Raw genomic sequence first — 20624 nt, 5'->3', positions numbered from 1 at the left:
CTTAGCGCAGCCGTGCGACGAGTGTCTTACGAGACGGTGGTCGAGCCTCCGTCATGCTCCTGCCAAGGCAGGCGCCCGGGGCCATGCGGGGCATCGGCCGTTGCCCCGCCTGACCCCGGGTTCAGGCAGGGCAACGGTCCACGGACGGTTACTGCGCCGTCGCCGGTGCCGGTGCCGGTGCCGCTGGGGTCTCGCCCTCCTCCGGCGCCGGCACCGCCGCAGGCCTGTTCTTCACCTCGCGGTCGAGGAAGTTGAGGATCGTCTTCCACAGATGCTCGCTGATCCCCGGTCCGGCGACGCGGTGGGTATAGCCGGGATAGAACATCATCTCGAACGGCGTCGCGGTGCGCTGCATCTCGGCGGCGAAGGCGGTCGAATTGTCCAGGAAGACATTGTCGTCGGCCATGCCGTGGATCAGCAGCAGCGGATCGCGGATCTTGGACGCATCGGCGATCGCCGCCGAGCCGCTATAGCTTGCCGGGTCCTTGGCCGGATCGCCCAGATAGCGCTCGGTATAATGGGTGTCGTAGAGCTGCCAGTCGGTCACCGGCGCGCCCGACACCGCCGCCGCATAGACGCCCGGCGTCTTCTCCAGCATCTTGATCGACATATAGCCGCCATAGGACCAGCCATAGGTGGCGATCTTGGCCGGATCGACGAAGGGCAAGGTCTTCAGATAGTTCGCGCCGGCCAACTGGTCCTCGACCTCCACCGTGCCCATGGCATGGTAGATGTGGTCCTCGAACGCCTTGCCCCGGTTGTACGAGCCGCGATTGTCGATCTGGAAGAAGATCCAGCCCTGGTCGACCAGATATTGCGGCAACGCGCCCTGCCAGCCGCGCGTCACCTGCTGGCCCGTGCCCGGACCGCCATAATGCTGGAAGAAGACGGGGTAGGTCTTGCCCGGCTCCAGCTTGGGCGTGATCATTTCATAATAGAGCGTGGTGCCGTCCGCCGCCTTGATCGTGCCGAACTGGGTCTCGCGGTGGTGCGCCAGATAGGGATAATAGGGGTGGCCCGGCCGGATCGCATTCTCGTTGATCCAGGACAGGCGCTTGCCGGTCGCATCGGCCAGATAGACCTGGGTCGGCTGGCTGGGGCTGGAGCGCGAGACGATGAAGCGGCTGGCCGAGCCGTCCATCGTCGCGCCGTTCCAATAGCCGCGCTCGGTCAGCCGGGTGATCTGGTTGGGCTTGGCGATGTCGACCGCATAGAGCTGCTGCTCCAGCACATCGTCCTTGTTGCCTAGGAAATAGACGCGGCCCTTGTCCTGGTCGACGCCGACCAGGCTGGTCACGACCCAGTCGCCCTTGGTCAGCGGCGTCCACTTGCCGGCGGCGAAGCGGTAGAGCTGGCCATAGCCGGTCTTTTCCGAACGCCAGATCAGGCTGCCGTCCTTCAGCACCCGATACGCGTCGGACAGGTTGAGCCAGCTCTTCTCACCCGATTTCTCGGTGAACAGGATGGTCGAGCGGCCGGTGGCGGGGTCGACGCGCAGCACGTCCATCCGCTTCTGGTCGCGCGTCTGCCGCTGGACCAGCAGCGCCGATCCGTCGGGCAGCCAGTCGACCCGGGCCAGATAGATGTCCGGGTTGGGCCCCAGATCGACCTTCACCTGGCCGCTGCCATCGGGCTTCATCACGAACAGTTCGACCACGGCATTGGGCGTGCCCGCCGCCGGATAGCGCTGCTCATAGACCTTGGTGCCCGTCGCGCCGATCGCGGCGCGGGTGAAGACATGGACGGGCGCCTCGTCGAACCGCTCGACCGCGATGCGGCTCTCGTCCGGGCTCCACCAATAGCCGGTGTCGCGGTGCATCTCCTCCTGCGCGACGAACTCCGCCTCGCCGAAATGCACGGTGCCGCCGCCGCCCTTGGTCACCGGCTGGGCGGGACCGCCCGAAAGCGGCTGCGCCCAGAGATTCTGGTCGCGGACATAGGTGACATACTGCCCGCGCGGCGACACCACGGGGTTGAGCGCGCCGCCCGCCCCCTGCGTCAGCTTGCGCGTCTGCCCGTCGAGGGTGGCGAGATAGAGGTCGCCGTCCAGCGGCACCAGGATCGTCTTGCCGTCCGGCGACCAGTCATAATCGACGATCCCCTTCGATCCGGCGATACGCGCCCGCTCGCGCTGCATCTTCTCCGCCTCGGTCAGCTCCGCGCCGGTGCCGACGCGCTTCGAATCGACCAGCATCCGCTCCGCGCCGGTGCGCGTGTCGACCGCCCACAGGTCGAAGCGTTCCTTCTCGTCGGGGCGGTTGCGCAGGCTGGTGAGCAGCGTGCCGTCCGGCGACAGGCGGAGCGCGCGCGGCTGGGTGCCCGACAGGTCGGGATTGCCGAACACGCGCGCCAGCGTCAGCCGGCCGTCCGCCGGATCGACGGGAGCTGGCGGGGTGGCCGGTGCGGTGGACGCCGGCGACGTGGCGGGCGGCGTCGCCCCGGTCTGGTCAGCGGCCATGGCCGCCGTCGCGATCGAACATCCTGCCGTACCCAGCGCCAAACCCAACACCCATGCGCGCATCCCGCCCAATCTCCGTAGCCGCGCCCGACCCGGGCGACCGGGGCGTTATCGACAGGACGCAGGCCCGCGTCCAGCCGGAATCCCGCCATCCGCCGCCGCCCGGATCAGGGTTAATGACAGTTTCACCACGTATTTGAGCGGTTCGGTATCGCCTCCTGTCCGATAGCCTCCGGACCCGGCGGGCCAAATCCGCCGCAAGCATACGGGAAGAACAGCATTGGAAAGCGTAAAGCTGGCACCACATCACAGTGCCTGGGACCGGATCGGAGGGCTGGTATCCGAGGAGGGCAGCGCACCGCACCCGCATCTCCTGCATCTGCTGACGGCGGCGGCGCATCCGCGCGACCTGTCCGACGCGGTCCATGCCCTGTGCGCCGTCCATGGCAGCCATCCGGGCATGGTCGACGAGGCGCACCAGCGCTGCGTCCAGCCCGATGCCTGTGACTGGCTGGCGGCGGCGGCGGCCGGCTTCTCCGACGAGCGCGGGCTGATCGCGCAGCTGACCGCCGCGGCCGGTCCCCTGCCCTCCACCCCCGGCCAGGCGGAGAGCGAGGCGGCGCTGGCCGGCGTCCGTCATGCGATCGAGATGCTCGCCCGGTCCGACCGGGGCGGCACCGCGACCGGCGCGGCGGCGGCGCTGATCGCCGACTGGGTGGAGATCCGCCACCTGCTCGCCCGCTGCGCCACCGCCTTCGCCATCGAGGTCCAGCCGACGACACTGCCCAGTCTGGTCGCGACGCAGGGCGCGGTGACGCATCTGGCCGACTCGCCCTCGGTGGAACGGGCGATGACCTTCGGCGCGCGCCAGCTGCTCGCCCAGCATCGCGGTCTGTGGGACCTGCTGGAAGCGCGGCGCGCGGCGCGCGGCTGACCGCTTGCACGTGGAGGACTGATCCGCCAAGTCTCGGGCCATGCATCGTTTCCAAGGCACCGCCCGCTATGTCGCGACCGACGACCTCCGGGTCGCGGTCAACGCCGCCGTCACCCTGCGCCGGCCGCTGCTGGTCAAGGGAGAGCCCGGCACCGGCAAGACGGTGCTGGCGCAGGAGATCGCGGCGGCGATCGGCGCGCCGCTGATCGAATGGGCGGTGAAGTCCACCACCAAGGCGCAGCAGGGCCTGTACGAGTATGACGCGGTGGCGCGGCTGCGCGACGGCCAGCTCGGCGATCCGCGCGTCAACAACATCGGCAACTATATCCGGCGCGGCAAACTGTGGGAGGCTTTCACCCATCCCACGCCGCCGGTGCTGCTGATCGACGAGATCGACAAGGCGGATATCGAATTCCCCAACGACCTGCTTCAGGAACTCGATCGCATGGAGTTCCACGTCTACGAGACGAAGGAGACGGTGCGCGCGGTGGAGCGGCCGATCGTCGTCATCACCTCCAACAACGAGAAGGAGCTGCCCGACGCCTTCCTGCGGCGCTGCTTCTTCCATTACATCGCCTTTCCCGACCGCGAGACGATGGAGCGGATCGTCGAGGTGCATTTCCCCGGCATCCAGCGGATGCTGGTGGCCCGCGCGATGGAGATCTTCTACGCGGTGCGCGAGGTGCCGGGCCTGAAGAAGAAGCCGTCGACCAGCGAGTTGCTCGACTGGCTGAAGCTGCTGCTGCACGAGGACATGCCGCTGGAGGTGCTCCAGAACCGCGACCCGACCAAGGCGATCCCGCCGCTGCACGGCGCGCTGTTGAAGAACGAGCAGGACGTGATGCTGTTCGAACGCCTCGCCTTCCTGTCGCGGCGCAAGCCGGGTTAAGCCTGTGCCATTCTCCTCGACGGCTCCCCGGCGAAGGCTGCGGAACAATAGGGGAATGTTCAGGAACGCCCTCACCAATGCGATGAATTGCGCCGGAAAAGCCGGATTCTCATCTTCCATTAACCGCGAATCGGCATAATTTGCCGCATGCTTCGCGCCGCCACCTCCGCTCTTGCGCTGATGGTCACCGCCCTGTCGGTCGCCGCGCCCGCCCATGGCCGGTCGCTGCTCGATTATGTCGGGCAATGCGTGCCCTTCGCGCGGGCCGCCTCGGGCATCCAGATCTTCGGCGACGCCTGGACCTGGTGGAGCCAGGCCGAGGGTCGCTATGCCCGCGGCCATGTGCCCCGCCCCGGTGCGGTGATCGTCTTCGCGCGCACCAGCCGCCTGCCGCTCGGCCATGTCGCCGTGGTCAGCCGCGTGGTCGAGACGCGCGTGGTGATGCTGACCCACGCCAACTGGTCGCGCCAGAATGGCGAGCGGGGCCATGCCGAGCAGGACGTGACGCTCTACGATGTCAGCCCGGGCAACGACTGGAGCGACGTGAAGGTCTGGTTCCGCGACAATGAGGGGCTGGGCGGCAGCACCTATCCGGTCGACGGCTTCATCTATGGCGGCACCCCGGCGCGCGAGCTGACCGGCGTCGCCCCCGACTATGTGGGCGCGCTGATCGACGCCTATGTTCCCGACACGAAGAGACGCTGAACGATCGAGTGCTTCCTCGCCGATCGGATGACGGATCGGTCATGTAGGGGACACGGCATGAGAAGACATCCGCGTCTAGGGCCCCGACGATGAGCAAACCGATCTTCTACGACCCCAGCGGCAATCGACGCGCGTGGAGCCTGCGGGGCGTGCTGTTGCTGGTGGCGGTGATCCTGCTGGCGGGCGCGGCCTTTGCGGTGACGATCCTGAACGTGCCGGCGGGCGCCTCGCTGCCCCTGCCGTTCGAGCGGCCCCGCGCCGCGCCGCTGGCGCAGCGGATCGCCGCCTTCCGACACGGCGTCAGCCACGAGTTGCGCCACATCGGCTGGCTGCCCAAGCGGGCCAGGGCCGGCACCGGCGGGCGGCCGTTGACGGTCGGCTTCTACGTGCCCTGGGCCGATGCCAGCCGCGTGTCGCTGGAACGCCATATCGGCCAGCTCGACTGGGTGGTGCCGGCGCAATTCAGCGTCACCGGCCCGAACCACACCATCGTCCGCACCCCCGATCCGCGGTTCGACGCCATCCTGGCCGCCAGCCCGAAGCGGCCGGCGGTGCTGCCGATGGTGCAGAACACCGCCGATGGCGATTGGGACGGCGCGGGCGCGGCGGCGCTGCTCCACGATCCCAGGGCGCGGCGCACGCTGATCGACACGATCGGCCGGTCGATCGTGCAGAGCAAGGCGGCAGGCGTCGTGTTCGACTTCGAGAGCCTGCCGGCCGGGTCGCTGAACGACTATCGCACCCTGTTGCGCGAGGCGCGCACCGCCTGGACCCCGCTGGGCAAGCTGGTGACCGCGACCGTGCCGGTCGGCGACCCCGACTGGAACCTGAAGGCGTTCGCGGGCGCGACCGATCGGCTGTTCCTGATGGATTACGACCAGCATTGGCAGGGCGGCCAGCCCGGCCCGATCGCGGCGCAGGGCTGGTTCCTCCGCCAGTTGCGCGACGCGCTGACCCAGGTCGGCCATGACAAGCTGGTGCTGGCGGTCGGCAGCTATGCCTATGACTGGCATGGCGGCCATGCCGATGCGCTGAGCCTGGAAGAGGCCTGGCTGGCGGCGCATGACAATGGCGCGGCCATCGCCTTCGACCCCGCCAGCGGCAACAGCCACTTCGCCTATCAGGACGAGGCCGGCCGGCGTCACGACGTGTGGATGCTCGACGCCGCCAGCGTGTGGAACGAGCTGCTCGCCGCCAAGGCCTCGGGCGTCGGCGCGGTCGCCCTGTGGCGGCTGGGCAGTGAGGACCCGGGCGTGTGGAAGGACTTCGCCACCTGGCGCAAGGGCATGCGGCCGGACCTGTCGACCTTCCGCTCGGTCGGCAATGTCGATGTCGAGGGCGATGGCGAGATCCTGCGCATCACCAACACGCCGACCCTCGGCGCCCGCCAGGTTGCGTTCAAGCCCAACGGCCTGATCGTCGGCGAACAATATCAGACCCTGCCCACCCCCTATGTCGTCCGCCGCACCGGCGCGATCCCCAAGCTGGTCGCGCTGACCTTCGACGACGGCCCCGACCCGACCTGGACGCCGCAGATCCTGGACGTGCTGAAGCGCGAACATGCCCCCGGCACCTTCTTCGTCATCGGCGAGAATGCACTGGCGCATCCGCTGCTGCTCGACCGCCTGGTCGCCGAGGGGCATGAGATCGGCAACCACAGCTATACCCACCCCAACCTCGCCGAGGTCAGCACGCGCGGCACCGCGCTGGAACTGAACGCCACGCAGCGGCTGATCGAGGCCTATACCGGCCATGCCACCCGCCTGTTCCGCGCGCCCTATTTCGGCGACGCCGAGCCGACCACGCCCGACGAGCTGGACCCCGCGCTGATCGCGCAGGAGCGCGGCTATACGGTGGTCGGCCTGCACGACGATCCCGACGACTGGAAGCGGCCGGGCGTCGACGCGATCGTCCAGCGCGCGATCGATCAGGCGGTGAACCCCAGCGCCGATCGCGGCACCGCCAACGTCATCCTGCTCCATGACGGCGGCGGCGACCGCGCGCAGACGGTCGAGGCGCTGCCCCGGATCATTGACGGGCTGCGCGCACGCGGCTTCACCTTCGTGCCCGTGTCGCGACTGATGGGCCTCAGCCACGCGCAGGTGATGCCGCCGGTCAGCGGCAGCGACCTGGCCGCGGTGCGCGTCGATGTCGGCATCTTCGCGCTGCTCGGCGGGTTCGTCTGGCTGCTCAAATGGCTGTTCTTCGTCGCCATCTCGCTCGGCATCGCGCGCGCGGTGCTGATGGCGGGGCTGGCCGTGCACAATGCCCGCAAGACCGCCGGGATCGAGCCGCCGCCCTTCACCCCCGAGCGGCTGGTGTCGGTGATCATCCCCGCCTGGAACGAGGAGGCGGTTATCGTCCCCTCCGTCACCCGCGTGCTGGCCAGCGAGGGCGCGACCATCGAGGTGATCGTTGCCGATGACGGGTCCAAGGACCGCACCAGCGCGCTGGTCGCCGAGGCGTTCGGCGGCGATCCGCGCGTCCGCCTGCTGACCCTCACCAATGGCGGCAAGGCCTCGGCGCTCAACCGCGCGCTGCTCCAGGCGCGGGGCGAGATCATCGTCGCGCTCGACGCGGATACCCAGTTCGAGCCGGACACGATCGCGCGCCTCGTCCGCTGGTTCGCCGATCCCGCGATCGGCGCGGTGGCGGGCAATGCCAAGGTCGGCAACCGCGTGAACCTGGCGACCCGCTGGCAGGCGGTGGAATATGTCACCGCGCAGAATGTCGAGCGCCGGGCGCTCGCGCAGTTCGACGCGATGACGGTGGTGCCGGGCGCGGTCGGCGCATGGCGGCGGCAGGCGGTCGACCAGGTCGGCGGCTATCCGGAGGATACGCTGGCCGAGGACCAGGACCTGACCATCGCCATCCAGCGGGCCGGCTGGCGCATCGCCTATGATGTCGATGCGGTCGCCTGGACCGAGGCGCCGGAAAGCTTCAAGGCGCTGGCCAAGCAGCGGTTCCGCTGGGCGTTCGGCACGCTGCAATGCCTGTGGAAACATGCCGCCATCCTGAAGCAGCGCCGGCCCGCCGGCCTTGCGATGATCGGCCTGCCCCAGGCCTGGCTGTTCCAGATCGTGTTCGCGGCCATTTCGCCCGTGATCGATCTCGCGCTGCTCATCTCCGTCGTCTCGACGATCGTGCGCGTGCAGCAGCATGGCTGGGCGCAGACGCAGAGCGACGTGTTGCAGATGGGCGTCTACTGGCTGGCCTTCACCACGATCGACATCCTTTGCGGCTGGATCGCCTACCGGCTGGAGCCACGCGAGAGACATTATCCCGCGCATCTGCTGGTCGCGCAGCGCTTCGTCTATCGCCAGCTCATGTATTGGGTGGTGCTGAAGGCGATCGGATCGGCGGTCGGCGGCTTCGGCATCGGCTGGGGCAAGCTGGAGCGGACCGGCCGCGTCGAGGGTGCGGGCGGTTGAGGGGGGCCGGTTGACGGGGGCGGGCGGATTGGCGCAACCGGTGTCGCGATGATCGATGCCAGCCCCCTGCCCGCCGCGACGCTCGCCGCCCGTTGGACCGATGAAGCGGTCCGCCGGATCGAGGCGGACTTCAATCGCTCCGCCGACACGCATCTGATCCGGGTGGAACTGCCACGCTTCCCCGGCATCACCCTCTACCTAAAGGACGAGTCGGTCCATCCGACCGGCAGCCTGAAGCATCGCCTGGCCCGATCGCTGATCCTCTATGCGATCTGCAACGGCTGGGTCGGGCCGGACACGGTACTGATCGAGGCCTCGTCGGGCTCGACCGCCGTGTCGGAGGCCTATTTCGCGCATCTGCTCGGCCTGCGCTTCATCGCGGTGGTGCCGGCCTCCACCTCCTCGGCCAAGCTCGACGCGATCCGCTTCCATGGCGGCGAAATTCATATGGTGGACGATCCCCGCGACGCCTACGGCGCGGCGGCGCGGCTGGCCGAGGAGACCGGCGGCCATTATCTCGACCAGTTCACCTATGCGGAGCGGGCGACCGACTGGCGCGGCAACAACAACATCGCCGAGAGCATCTTCGCGCAGATGGCGCGTGAGGATCATCCGGTGCCGGCCTGGATCGTCTGCGGCGCGGGCACCGGGGGCACCTCCGCCACGATCGGGCGCTACATCCGCTATGGCCGCTATCCGACCCAACTGTGCGTCGCCGATCCGGAAGCCTCGGTCTTCCACCGCCATTATGCCGACCGTTCGATCCAGACGCTCGACCAGGGCTGCTGCTCGTGCATCGAGGGGATCGGCCGGCCGCGCGTCGAGGCATCGTTCATCCCCGGCGTGATCGACCGCATGGTCGCGGTGCCCGACGCCGCCAGCATCGGCGCGATGCGCGCGATCAGCCAGCGGCTTGGTCGGCCGGTCGGCGGGTCGACCGGCACCAACATCCATGCCTGCCTGATGCTGATCGAGGAGATGGCGGCGCGCGGCGAACAGGGCGCGGTCGTCACCATCCTGTGCGACAGCGGGCAGCGTTATGCCGACAGTTGCTATGACGACGACTGGCTGGGTGCCCGCGCCGTCCAGTGGCAGGCGGAGGAACGCCGCATCGCGGCGCTGCTGGGACGATGATGCGCCGGCTGCTCGCCCTCGCCGCGCTGCTCGGACTGGCCGCCGCGCCGGTCCGGGCGGAGACGATCCTGTTCGTCGGCAACAGCTTCACCTTCGGCGCGCATTCGCCGGTCCATCATATGGGCGCGCACCGCGTCACCGACCTGAACGGCACCGGTGTCGGCGGCGTGCCCGCGCTGTTCAAGCGGTTCACCGAACAGGCCGGCCTCGACTATGATGTGTCGCTGGAGACGGAGGGCGGGCGCAGCCTCGCCTGGCACCTCGCCAATCGCCGCGCGCAGATCGACCGGCGCTGGGACCGGGTGGTGCTTCAGGATTATTCGACGCTCAACCCCCAGCGCCCCGGCGACCCGGCCGAGACGATCGCCTCGGTCGATACGCTCGCCCGGCTGTTCACGGCCCGCAACCCACGCGTCCGCCTGCTGCTCGACAGCACCTGGTCGCGGCCCGACCTGACCTATCGGCCCGGCAGCCCCTGGTCGGGCCAGGGCATCGCGGCGATGGCGAACGGCGTCCGCGCGGGATACGACCGCGCCGCCCGATCGGCCGGGGCGGCGGTGCGCGGCGTCGCCCCGGTGGGCCAGGCCTTTACCTGCGCGATCCGCGCCGGCGTCGCCGATGCCGACCCCTATGACGGCATCGCCTATGGCCAATTGCCGCTCTGGGCCTGGGACCAGTATCATGCCAGCGCCTATGGCTATTATCTGGAAGCGCTGGTGCTGTTCGGCGAGATCACCGGCCGCGATCCGCGCTCGCTTGATCGGGACGAGACGGCGGCGATGGAGCTCGGCTTCTCCCCCGAACAGACCGCCGCGCTGCAAGGCATCGCGCACGAGGCGCTGGAGACCAGGGGCGGTTGCGGCCGCTGAACGGTCGATGCCGAGGCCATGCTTGCACGCCGGCGGCTTTGCCGCGAAGGGGTGGACCCATGTCCATCCTCTCCGACCGCTGGATTCGCGAGCACGCGACCAACCATCGCATGATCGAACCCTTTGTGGAGGCGCAGCGCCGCGACGGCTGCATCAGCTATGGCCTGTCCTCCTACGGCTATGACGCGCGCGTCGCCGACGAGTTCAAGATCTTCACCAATGTCGACAGCGCGGTGGTCGACCCCAAGGATTTCGCCGCCAACAGCTTCGTCGATCGCAAGACCGATGTCTGCGTCATCCCGCCGAACAGCTTCGCGCTCGCCCGCACGGTCGAATATTTCCGCGTGCCGCGCGACGTGCTGGTGATCTGCCTGGGCAAGTCGACCTATGCGCGCTGCGGCATCATCGTCAACGTCACGCCGCTGGAACCGGAATGGGAGGGGCATGTGACGCTGGAATTCTCCAACACCACGCCGCTGCCCGCCAAGATCTACGCCAATGAAGGCGCGTGCCAGTTCCTGTTCTTGAAGGGGAACGAGCCCTGCGAGACCAGCTATGCCGACCGCGCCGGCAAATATATGGGCCAGCGCGGCGTCACCCTGCCCCGGCTGTAACCGGGATCAGCGGACCGCCATGTTGGCCAGCCCGAGATAATCGGCGCTGATCGGCGTGATCCAACCGTAATGATAATTGAGCTGGAACAGCGCGAACAGGATCGTCGCGACGATCGTCACGCGCAGCGCGATACGACCGACGCGGAAGTCATGGGGGGCACTGTCGGCCTGACCCGGCACGCGCTCGCCCCCCGCCTCTTCCGTGGTGCGTACCCCGAAGGGCAGCACCAGGAAGACGCTGAAGGCCCAGAACAGGACGTAGATCGCAAGCGCCGACGTCCATTTCACGAGATCAGGCCTCGATCATCAGCACGTCGACGATCGGCTTCTTGCCGGTCCAGCGCGTCGCCACCCGGCGCACCGCCAGCCGCACATCTTCGCGCAGCCGGTCCTTCGCCCGACGCCCGCCCTTCATCGCCTGCGCGGCGGCATCGACCGCGTCGTCGATGAAGGCGGTGCGCTCGTCCTCGACCGGCACGCCCTGTAGGCGCACCTGCGGCGTACCGACCAGGCGACCGTCACGCGCCACGGCGACCGCGACCGAGATCTGGCCGTTCAGCGCCAGCTTGCGCCGCTCGTTGATCGTCGATCCGTCGGACGGCAGGATCACGTCGCCGTCCAGCACCAGCCGGCCGATCGGCGCCGTGCCGATCTTCTTCGCCGGGCCGGGCAGCAGCCGCATCACATCGCCATTGGTCTGGACGACGCTGTTCCGTACCCCCTCCGACAGACCGAAACGGGCATGCTCCATCAGGTGGCGCATCTCACCATGGACCGGCACCAGCAGGTCGGGCTTCAGCCAGCCATAGACCTTGGCGAGTTCGGGCCGCCCCGGATGGCCGGAGACATGGACATGCGCCTGGCGCTCCGTCACCATCTCGACGCCCTTGGCGGCAAGCAGGTTCTGGATGCGGCCGATCGCGACCTCGTTGCCGGGGATCTGCTTGGACGAGAAGACCACCGTATCGCCCATGTCGAGCTTGATCGTGTGGCTGCCCTCCGCGACGCGCGACAGCGCCGCGCGCGCCTCGCCCTGCCCGCCGGTGGCGACGATCAGCACCTTGTTCTTGGGCAGGCGCATCGCCGTCTCGGGATCGACGGTGTCCGGGAAGTCCTTGAAGTAGCCGCAGGCGCGGCCGACCTTCAGGATCCGGTCGAGCGAGCGGCCGGTTACGCACAGCTTGCGCCCCGTCTCGCGCGCCACCTGGCCCAGCGTCACCAGGCGCGCGGCGTTGGAGGCGAAGGTGGTGACCAGCACCCGCCCCTTGGCGTGCGCGATCGTCTCCGCCAATCCGCGCCGCACCGTCGATTCCGAGCCGGACGCATCCTTGTTGAACACGTTGGTCGAGTCGCACACCAGCACGTCGACGCCCTCCTCACCGATCGCGGCGAGCTGCTCGGCGGTGGCGGGATTGCCAATGATCGGCGCGGCGTCGAGCTTCCAGTCGCCCGAATGGAAGACGCGGCCGTCCGGCGTATCGATCAGCAGCGCCGAGGCTTCGGGGATCGAGTGCGACATGGGCACGAAGGTGAAGCCGAACGGCCCCACATCGACGCGCTTGCCATAGTCGATGATGCGCAGCTTGACGCGGTTCTCGATGCCCTCTTCCTCCAGCTTCCCGCGGATCAGTCCGGCGGTGAAGGCGGTGGCGTAGAGCGGCACGCCGAGATCCTCGGCGAGATAGGGCAAGGCGCCGATATGGTCCTCATGCCCATGGGTCAGCACGATGCCGACCAGATCCTCCTGGCGCTCCTCGATGAACTGGAGGTCGGGCAGGATCACGTCGATGCCGGGATAGGCCGGATCGGCGAAGGTGATGCCGCAGTCCACCATCACCCATTTGCCACGGGTGCCGTACAGATTGACGTTCATGCCGATCTCGCCCGAGCCGCCGAGCGCGCAGAAGAGAAGTTCGTTCTTGGGGGTCAAATGTTTGCTCTCATATGGAGGATGCGCCGGAAGGTCGCCCGGCGCGGGCGTGGTTCAACGGATATGGGCCTTATCCCACATCATCGCCAGACCTTGGATCGTCAGATCCGGTTCGATCGCGTCAAAGATATTGGTATGTTGCTCGAAGAGCGTGGCGAGGCCACCGGTGGCGATCACCTTGACCGGACGGCCGACCTCGGCCTTCAGCCGGGCGACCAGCCCCTCGATCATCGCGATATAGCCCCAATAGATGCCGATATGCATCTGGTCGACCGTGTTGCGGCCGATCACGGTGGCGCTGGCCGGTGCCTCGATGGCGATACGGGGAAGCTTGGCGGCGGCGGTGACGAGCGCGTCGAGCGACAGGTTGATGCCGGGCGCGATGATCCCGCCCTTGTACGCCCCGCGATAGTCGCTGACATCGAAGGTCGTGGCGGTGCCGAAGTCGATGACGATCAGGTCGCCGGGATGGAGCGCATGAGCGGCGATCGTGTTGACCGCGCGGTCCGCGCCCAGCGAGCGCGGCTCGTCGACATCGATCTCGATGCCCCATTCGACCGGCGCCTGACCGGCGATCAGCGGCTCGCCACCGAAATATTTGCGGGCCAGCACCTGGAGATTGTGGAGCGCGCGCGGAACGACCGTGGAGATGATGACATCGGTCACGTCGGTCCGCGCAAAGCCCTCCAGCGCCAGCAACTGGCTGAGCCACACGGCATATTCGTCCGCCGTCCGCCGGGGATCGGTGGCGAGCCGCCAACGGCCCCGGATGTGCCGCTCCTGCCCGTCGCTATCGACCAGCGCGAAGACGATATTGGTGTTTCCGGCATCGATGGCGAGCAGCATGACGGCCCCTCAGATCAGGAAGATATCGGCGGCGTGGATGACACGGCGCTCGCCGCCCGCCAAGCGCAACAGGAGCGCGCCCTGCGCGTCAAGGCCGTCGAACAGGCCGTCGACCATAGTCGCATCGGGCAGCCGCGCCGTGAGCGCCGTACCGACCGGGTGCGCCCGCTCCAGCCAGCGGCGACGGGCCGGCTCGATCCCGTCCACCCGCCACCGATCCCGCCAGCGCGCCATCGTCTCGCCCAGCACCTCCAGAAAGGCGGCCGGATCGACCGGTGCGCCGAGTGCCGCCAGGCTGGTGGTGGGACGATCCGGCAGGTCGGGGTGATGCGCCAGATTGACGCCGAACCCGATCACCACCGCATCGCCGGTGCGTTCGAGCAGGATGCCGGAGAGCTTCGCGGCCCCCGCCAGCAGGTCGTTGGGCCATTTGAGGGCGAGCGAGGTCGCGACGGCGGCCTCGACGAACACGCGCACCGCCTCGTCCAGCGCGACGGCCGCGACCAGCGCAAGGCTGGCGGCGGGCGGGTCGGCCGGACGCAGGTAGAGAATGGTGCTGGCGTAGAGATTGCCGGGCGGCGACTGCCAGGGCCGCCCCTGCCGCCCGCGTCCCCCCGTCTGGCGTTCGGCGCGGAGCCAGAGCCCCTCGACCGGCGACCCGGCCGATCCGCCCGCCGCCAGGGCGAGCAGATCGGCGTTGGTCGATCCCGTCTCCGCGACCGTGCGGACGTCGATCAGAACAGCGCTCGTGCGGCTGCCATCGACCAGGCACCCAGCGCCGGGATCGCCAGATAGCCGAGCGGCGACACGACGACCGCCGCCAGTGCGATCAGCCCGCCTTGCAGCGCGCCTTCCTCGCCCTTGACGAAGGCCGGGGCCGGATCGTCGAAATACATCGTCTTGACGATGCGCAGGTAATAATAGGCACCGATCGTCGACGCCGCGATACCGATCGCCGCCAGCGGGAACAGCCCGGCCTGCACCGCAGCCGAGAAGACCGCGAACTTGGCGTAGAAGCCGAACAGCGGCGGGATACCGGCGAGCGAGAACATGAAGATCGCCATCGCCGCCGCCAGCGCCGGCCGCGTGCGCGACATGCCCGACAGGCTGGCGATGCTCTCGACCGGCTGGCCATCGGCCCCCCGCATCTGGAGCACGACCAGGAACGAGCCCAAGGTCATCGCGACATAGATGGCCATATAGGTCATCACGCCCGCCACGCCCTCGGCTGTGCCGGCGGCGAGGCCGACCAACGCGAAGCCGACATTGTTGATCGACGAATAGGCGAGCAGACGCTTGATGTTGGTCTGGCCGATCGCGGCCACCGCGCCCAGGATGATCGAGGCGAGTGCGGCGAAGATCACGATCTGGCGCCATTCGCCGAGCGCCGGGCCCATCGCCTCGATGGCGACGCGGACCACCAGCCCGATCGCCGCGACCTTGGGCGCGGAGGCGAAGAAGGCGGTCACCGGCGTCGGTGCGCCCTCATAGACATCGGGCGTCCACATGTGGAACGGCACGGCCGAGATCTTGAAGGCCAGGCCAGCGAAGACGAAGACCAGGCCGAACACCATGCCGAGCGACTTGACCGGATTGGCCGCATCGATCGCATAGGCATCGGCGATGCCCCGGAACAGCGTGGTGCCGGTGAAGCCATAGACCAGGCTGACGCCGTAGAGCAGGATGCCGCTGGCCAGCGCGCCGAGCACGAAATATTTCAGGCCGGCTTCGGCGGACCGCTGGTCGCGCCGCATGAAGCTGGCGAGGACATAGGCCGCGAGGCTCTGCAACTCCAGCCCGACATAGAGGGTCAGCAGGTCGCCCGCCGACACCATCAGGCCCATGCCGGTCGCCGAAAGCAACATCAGCACCGGATATTCCGGCCGCAGATTGTCGCCCGCCGTCCGTTCGAAGAAGCCGGGCGCCATGATGATCGCGACCGCCGTGGCGATGTAGATCAGCACCTTGGCGAAGGCCGCAAAGGCATCGGCATGATAGAGGCCGAGATAGGCGTCGCCACCATGCCCGGCGGGACCGGTCAGCGCGATGCCCGCGCCGAACAATATCGCGACCGAGGCCCAGGACACCGCGCGCGTCGCACCCGGACCGCCCCAGGCGGAGAACATCATGAGGATGACCGCGCCGACGCCGAGGATCACCTCGGGCAGCGACAGCATCAGATTGGCGGCATAATCCATTAGTGCGCCTCCCCCGGGGCGGCTTCTTCATGCGCTTCGTGCGTCTTCAGGGCGGCGACGGCGGCCGGATTGCCCGGCGTGGGACGGCTGTCGCTCGGCGGTGCGGCGCGATCGACCCGCTGCATCAGGATCGCCACGTCGCTCCGCATCGGCGCGAGGAAGCTTTCCGGATAGACACCCATCCACAGCACCACGCCGGCGATCGGGGCCATCAGCCACATCTCGCGACCCGACAGGTCCGACATGCCGCGCACCTCGTCCGACTTGATCTCGCCATAGGCGATCCGGCGGTAGAGATAGAGCATGTAAGCCGCGCCCAGGATGATGCTGGTCGTGCACAACAGCGCGAACCAGGTCGATCGCTGGTAGGTGCCCATCAGCGCCAGGAACTCGGCGACGAAGCCGCTGGTCCCGGGCAGGCCGATCGATGCCATGGTGAAGAACAGGAACAGCACCGCATATTTCGGCATGTTGATGCTGAGCCCGCCATAGCGCGCGATCTCACGGGTGTGCAGCCGGTCGTAGATGACGCCGACGCACAGGAACAGCGCGCCAGACACCAGTCCGTGGCTGAGCATCATGATCATCGCGCCCTCGATGCCCTGCTGGTTGAAGGCGAACAGGCCGATGGTCACGATCGCCATGTGCGCGACCGACGAATAGGCGATCAGCTTCTTCATGTCGGACTGCACCAGCGCGACCAGCGAGGTATAGACCACCGCCACCGCCGACAGCGCGAAGATCAGCCAGGTCAGCTGACCCGACGCCTCCGGGAACATCGGCAGCGAGAAGCGCAGGAAGCCGTAACCGCCCAGCTTCAGCAGCACGCCCGCCAGGATGACCGAGCCCGCGGTCGGCGCCTGCACGTGCGCGTCGGGCAGCCAGGTATGAACCGGCCACATCGGCATCTTCACCGCGAACGAGGCAAAGAAGGCCAGCCACAGCCATGTCTGGACATGCGCCGGGAAGTCATAGGCCTGCAGATCGGGGATCGAGGAGCTGCCGGCGGTCTGCGCCATGTAGATCATCGCGATCAGCATCAGGAGCGAGCCAAGCAGCGTGTACAGGAAGAACTTGTACGACGCGTAGATGCGGTTCGCCCCGCCCCAGATGCCGATGATCAGGTACATCGGGATCAGGCCGGCTTCGAAGAACAGATAGAAGAGGAACAGGTCCTGCGCGGCGAAGGTGCCGATCATCAGCACCTCGGTCAGCAGGAACGCCGCCATATATTCCGGCACGCGGTTGGTGACCGACCGCCAGCTCGCGCCGATGCAGATCGGCATCAGGAACACGCTGAGCATGATCAGCATCAACGCGAAGCCGTCGATGCCCAGGCTCCAGCTGAAGAAGCCGAGCCGCGGCCCCGCCTCGACAAACTGCCACTGCGCACCGCCGATGTCGAAGTTGAGCCAGAGCAGGATGCCCAGCACGAAATCGACCAGCGTGGCGGCGAGCGCCAGCCGGCGCGCGCCCTCCGCGGACAGGAACAGACAGATGACGGCGGCAACCAGCGGCACCGCGAGCATCAGCGACAGAATGGGAAGGCCCTCCATCACCCGATCAACCCGCAATGACCCAGGTGACCGCGGCGGTGAGCCCGATCAGCATGACGAACGCATAGGAATAGACATATCCTGATTGCAGCTTGCCGGCAGCGCGGCTGCCCATCTGCACGACCCAGGCCGAGCCGTTCGGCCCGAACCGGTCGATCGTCTTCTCGTCGCCGCGATGCCACAGGAAGCGGCCGATCGCGAAGGCGGGGCGGACGAAGAGCAGATGGTACAGCTCGTCGAAATACCATTTGTTGAGCAGGAAGCGGTACAGCACGCCGAATTGGCCGCTGACCGCCGCCGGGAAGCGCGGATTGGCGATATAGGCGTACCAGGCGGTGCCCAGCCCGAGCAGCATCGCGATCGCGGTGGCCAGCTTCACCGGCTCCGGCACGGTGTGGATGGCGTGCATCAGATGCTCGTTGAAGAACAATGCGCCACGCCAGAAGGCCCCACCCGTTTCCGCTCCGATGAAGAAGGGCGCGAAGACGAAGCCCGCCGCGATCGCGCCGATCGACAGCACGATCAACGGCACGAGCATCGGGAACGGACTTTCATGGGGATGATAGCCCGCCGTGCCGACCTGCAGGTCCTGCTGGCGCGGGCCATGCTGCGACGGGGCATCGCCCGCATCCTCGGCCTGGGCCGGGTTGTGGTGCGCCTCATCGGCATGGTGCGCGTCATGGCCGTGCGCATGATCGTCATGACCATGGCCGTGCGCATCATGCACCGCGTGCTGGATATGCTCCGAATTGACCCAGCGCGGCTTGCCCCAGAAAGTCAGGAACATCAGGCGCCAGGAATAGAAGCTGGTCAGCAGCGCGACGAGCACGCCGACGAACCAGGTCCCCGGCTGCCCGGCCGCCCAGGCTGCTTCGATGATCGCGTCCTTCGAATAGAAGCCCGCAAAACCGATGTCGACGAACGGCAGACCCACGCCGGTGATGGCGAGCGTGCCCATCATCATGCCCCAGAAGGTCAGCGGGATCTCCTTCCGCAGGCCGCCATAATAGCGCATGTCCTGCTCATGGTGCATCGCATGGATCACCGAGCCCGCCCCCAGGAACAGCAGCGCCTTGAAGAAGGCGTGCGTGAACAGGTGGAACATCGCCGCGCCATAGGCACCGATGCCGGCCGCGAAGAACATGTAGCCGAGCTGCGAACAGGTCGAATAGGCGATGACGCGCTTGATGTCGGTCTGCACCAGGCCGCAGGTCGCGGCGAACAGGCAGGTCGCGGCACCGACCCAGCGCACGACCTCGAGCGCGGCGGGCGCGACCTCGAACATCGGCGAAAGACGACACACCATGAAGACGCCGGCCGTGACCATGGTCGCGGCGTGGATCAGCGCCGACACAGGGGTCGGGCCCTCCATCGCGTCCGGCAACCAGGTGTGAAGGCCGAGCTGCGCCGACTTGCCCATCGCGCCGACGAACAGTAGCAGGCAGAGTACCGTCATCGTGTCGGCGCGGAAGCCGAGGAAGCCGATGGTCGAACCCGCCATGCTCGGCGCGGCCGCCAGGATCGCCGGGATCGACACGGTGTTGAACACCAGGAAGGTCCCGAAGATGCCGAGCATGAAGCCGAGATCGCCGACGCGGTTGACTACGAAGGCCTTGATCGCGGCGGCGTTGGCGGTCGGCTTGCGGAACCAGAAGCCGATCAACAGGTAGGAGGCGAGGCCCACCCCTTCCCAGCCGAAGAACATCTGGATCAGGCTGTCCGCCGTCACCAGCATCAGCATGGCGAAGGTGAAGAGGCACAGATAGGCGAAGAAGCGCGGCTGGTCCGGGTCCTCGCTCATATAGCCCCAGCTATAGAGGTGGACCAAGGCCGACACGGTGGTGATGACCACCAGCATGACCGCGGTCATGGTGTCGACGCGCAGCGCCCAGTCGACGTTCATGCTGCCGGAATGGATCCAGTCGAGCACCGGCGTCACGGTGGCGGGCGTGTTGCCGCCCAGGAAGCCGATGAAGATCGGCCACGACAGCAGGCACGAGACGAACAACGCGCCGGTCGTGACCAGCTTCGCCGGCGTCGCGCCGATAGCCTTGTTTCCCAGCCCCGCGATCGCGGCGGCGAGGAGCGGCAGAAAGACGATTGCGAGGATCAACCGTTTACCCCTTCATCCGGTTGACGTCGTCGGTCGCGATGGTGCCGCGGCCACGATAGTAGATCACGAGAATGGCGAGACCGATCGCCGCCTCGCCGGCGGCGACGGTCAGCACGAACATCGAGAAGACCTGCCCGACCAGATCGCCCAGGAAGGACGAAAAGGCGACGAGATTGATGTTCACCGACAGCAGGATCAGCTCGATCGCCATCAGGATGACGATCAGGTTCTTCCGGTTGAGGAAGATGCCCGCGCAACCCATGGTGAACAGGATCGCCGAGACGACCAGATAATGGATCAGTCCGATCACAGCTCCACCCCCTGGCCCACGGCCGGCTTGACGTTGCGGGTCGCGTCCTGCGGGCGGCGCGCAACCTGGCGGCTGATATTCTGCGCCCGCGTGCCGCCCCGCTCGCGGTGGGTCAGCACGATCGCGCCGATCATCGCCACCAGCAGGACGAAGCCCGCCGCCTCGAACAGGAACAGGTAGCGCGTGTAGAGCAGCTGCCCCAGCGCCTCGATGTTCGGCAGCGCGCGGTCGACCGGCGCGACGCGGCGCGTCAGGTCGATCCGCCCGGCGTTCCAGGCGAAGGCCGCGATCATGATCTCGGCCGCCAGCGCCGCGCCGAGCGCGAGGCCGATCGCCGCATAGCGCGCGACGTCGGTCTTCAGCTGTGCGAAGTCGATGTCCATCATCATGACGACGAACAGGAACAGCACCGCGACCGCGCCGACATAGACGATGACGAGCAGCATCGCGATGAACTCGGCCCCGACCAGGACCATCAGCCCCGCCGCGTTGAAGAAGGCCAGGATGAGCCACATGACGGAGTGCACCGGATTGCGCGACGAGATCGTCAAGCCGGCGGACACGACCAGAATGGCGGCGAACAGGTAAAAGGCAATGGCCTGGATCACGCGACGGCCCCCTTACCCGCGCTGTATGG

General features: G+C 67.7%; 17 protein-coding genes. 7 read left to right on the top strand and 10 right to left on the bottom strand.

Features of this window, described 5'->3' with window-relative positions:
• Positions 1 to 148: 148 nt before the first annotated feature.
• Positions 149 to 2521, bottom strand: a complete 2373-nt coding sequence (locus BRX43_RS12825; RefSeq protein ID WP_125995466.1) for a S9 family peptidase — start codon at positions 2519 to 2521, stop codon at positions 149 to 151.
• 217 nt (positions 2522 to 2738) lie between these two features.
• Between BRX43_RS12825 and BRX43_RS12820 the strand changes: the two genes are divergently transcribed.
• From BRX43_RS12820 to dcd, 7 genes are all read left to right on the top strand, one after another.
• Positions 2739 to 3392 (top strand): hypothetical protein, encoded by a 654-nt coding sequence (locus BRX43_RS12820; protein ID WP_241214936.1) that lies wholly within the window; start codon positions 2739 to 2741, stop codon positions 3390 to 3392.
• Between the two features lie 40 nt (positions 3393 to 3432).
• Positions 3433 to 4281 carry a MoxR family ATPase gene (locus tag BRX43_RS12815; RefSeq protein ID WP_125995464.1) on the top strand — a complete coding sequence of 283 codons (849 nt, stop codon included), beginning with the start codon at positions 3433 to 3435 and terminating at the stop codon, positions 4279 to 4281.
• A gap of 147 nt (positions 4282 to 4428) precedes the next feature.
• Positions 4429 to 4986 (top strand): CHAP domain-containing protein, encoded by a 558-nt coding sequence (locus BRX43_RS12810; RefSeq protein WP_125995462.1) that lies wholly within the window; start codon positions 4429 to 4431, stop codon positions 4984 to 4986.
• Positions 4987 to 5075: 89 nt separating this feature from the next.
• Positions 5076 to 8417: a glycosyltransferase gene (locus tag BRX43_RS12805; protein ID WP_125995460.1), complete on the top strand. Its 3342-nt coding sequence runs from the start codon at positions 5076 to 5078 to the stop codon at positions 8415 to 8417.
• A 48-nt stretch (positions 8418 to 8465) separates the two neighbouring features.
• Positions 8466 to 9551 (top strand): PLP-dependent cysteine synthase family protein, encoded by a 1086-nt coding sequence (locus tag BRX43_RS12800; RefSeq protein ID WP_125995458.1) that lies wholly within the window; start codon positions 8466 to 8468, stop codon positions 9549 to 9551.
• Positions 9548 to 10420, top strand: a complete 873-nt coding sequence (locus BRX43_RS12795) for a PEP-CTERM sorting domain-containing protein (protein ID WP_241214935.1) — start codon at positions 9548 to 9550, stop codon at positions 10418 to 10420. Before BRX43_RS12800 ends, BRX43_RS12795 begins: the two co-directional genes overlap by 4 nt.
• 59 nt (positions 10421 to 10479) lie before the next feature.
• On the top strand, positions 10480 to 11034 hold the full coding sequence (gene dcd / locus BRX43_RS12790; protein ID WP_125995456.1) for a dCTP deaminase: 555 nt from the start codon (positions 10480 to 10482) through the stop codon (positions 11032 to 11034).
• A gap of 6 nt (positions 11035 to 11040) precedes the next feature.
• Here dcd and BRX43_RS12785 read toward each other — a convergent pair whose 3' ends face one another.
• The 9 genes from BRX43_RS12785 to BRX43_RS12745 are packed head-to-tail and all read right to left on the bottom strand — an operon-like array spanning position 11041 to position 20595.
• Positions 11041 to 11322 carry a DUF1467 family protein gene (locus BRX43_RS12785; RefSeq protein ID WP_125995454.1) on the bottom strand — a complete coding sequence of 94 codons (282 nt, stop codon included), beginning with the start codon at positions 11320 to 11322 and terminating at the stop codon, positions 11041 to 11043.
• A gap of 4 nt (positions 11323 to 11326) precedes the next feature.
• Positions 11327 to 12964: a ribonuclease J gene (locus BRX43_RS12780; RefSeq protein WP_125995452.1), complete on the bottom strand. Its 1638-nt coding sequence runs from the start codon at positions 12962 to 12964 to the stop codon at positions 11327 to 11329.
• 54 nt (positions 12965 to 13018) lie between these two features.
• A complete protein-coding gene (locus BRX43_RS12775) occupies positions 13019 to 13810 on the bottom strand; it encodes a type III pantothenate kinase (protein WP_125995450.1) in 792 nt (263 codons plus the stop codon).
• A 9-nt stretch (positions 13811 to 13819) separates the two neighbouring features.
• On the bottom strand, positions 13820 to 14545 hold the full coding sequence (locus BRX43_RS12770) for a biotin--[acetyl-CoA-carboxylase] ligase (protein ID WP_125995533.1): 726 nt from the start codon (positions 14543 to 14545) through the stop codon (positions 13820 to 13822).
• Entirely contained in the window at positions 14545 to 16008 is a 1464-nt protein-coding gene (nuoN, locus tag BRX43_RS12765) for an NADH-quinone oxidoreductase subunit NuoN (RefSeq protein ID WP_125995448.1), read from the bottom strand. Before nuoN ends, BRX43_RS12770 begins: the two co-directional genes overlap by 1 nt.
• A complete protein-coding gene (locus tag BRX43_RS12760; RefSeq protein WP_125995446.1) occupies positions 16008 to 17564 on the bottom strand; it encodes an NADH-quinone oxidoreductase subunit M in 1557 nt (518 codons plus the stop codon). Before BRX43_RS12760 ends, nuoN begins: the two co-directional genes overlap by 1 nt.
• Before the next feature lie 7 nt (positions 17565 to 17571).
• Positions 17572 to 19677, bottom strand: a complete 2106-nt coding sequence (gene nuoL / locus BRX43_RS12755) for an NADH-quinone oxidoreductase subunit L (RefSeq protein WP_125995444.1) — start codon at positions 19675 to 19677, stop codon at positions 17572 to 17574.
• A 4-nt stretch (positions 19678 to 19681) separates the two neighbouring features.
• Complete coding sequence (gene nuoK / locus BRX43_RS12750) at positions 19682 to 19987, bottom strand: NADH-quinone oxidoreductase subunit NuoK (protein WP_125995442.1); 306 nt, start codon at positions 19985 to 19987, stop codon at positions 19682 to 19684.
• Complete coding sequence (locus BRX43_RS12745) at positions 19984 to 20595, bottom strand: NADH-quinone oxidoreductase subunit J (protein ID WP_125995440.1); 612 nt, start codon at positions 20593 to 20595, stop codon at positions 19984 to 19986. Before BRX43_RS12745 ends, nuoK begins: the two co-directional genes overlap by 4 nt.
• Positions 20596 to 20624 lie beyond the last annotated feature (29 nt).

This window comes from Sphingomonas sp. S-NIH.Pt15_0812, from assembly GCF_003951315.1.
In the GTDB taxonomy this organism is placed as follows: Bacteria; Pseudomonadota; Alphaproteobacteria; order Sphingomonadales; family Sphingomonadaceae; genus Sphingomonas.
This window is presented reverse-complemented; position numbering and strand designations above follow the sequence as displayed.

What these genes read in the sequence shown, in the direction of transcription:
- BRX43_RS12825 (WP_125995466.1), bottom strand. Translation starts at nt 2,521, where the DNA reads ATGCGCGCATGGGTGTTGGGTTTGGCGCTGGGTACGGCAGGATGTTCG.
- BRX43_RS12815 (WP_125995464.1), top strand. Translation starts at nt 3,433, where the DNA reads ATGCATCGTTTCCAAGGCACCGCCCGCTATGTCGCGACCGACGACCTC.
- BRX43_RS12810 (WP_125995462.1), top strand. Translation starts at nt 4,429, where the DNA reads ATGCTTCGCGCCGCCACCTCCGCTCTTGCGCTGATGGTCACCGCCCTG.
- BRX43_RS12805 (WP_125995460.1), top strand. Translation starts at nt 5,076, where the DNA reads ATGAGCAAACCGATCTTCTACGACCCCAGCGGCAATCGACGCGCGTGG.
- BRX43_RS12800 (WP_125995458.1), top strand. Translation starts at nt 8,466, where the DNA reads ATGATCGATGCCAGCCCCCTGCCCGCCGCGACGCTCGCCGCCCGTTGG.
- BRX43_RS12795 (WP_241214935.1), top strand. Translation starts at nt 9,548, where the DNA reads ATGATGCGCCGGCTGCTCGCCCTCGCCGCGCTGCTCGGACTGGCCGCC.
- dcd (WP_125995456.1), top strand. Translation starts at nt 10,480, where the DNA reads ATGTCCATCCTCTCCGACCGCTGGATTCGCGAGCACGCGACCAACCAT.
- BRX43_RS12775 (WP_125995450.1), bottom strand. Translation starts at nt 13,810, where the DNA reads ATGCTGCTCGCCATCGATGCCGGAAACACCAATATCGTCTTCGCGCTG.
- nuoN (WP_125995448.1), bottom strand. Translation starts at nt 16,008, where the DNA reads ATGGATTATGCCGCCAATCTGATGCTGTCGCTGCCCGAGGTGATCCTC.
- BRX43_RS12760 (WP_125995446.1), bottom strand. Translation starts at nt 17,564, where the DNA reads ATGGAGGGCCTTCCCATTCTGTCGCTGATGCTCGCGGTGCCGCTGGTT.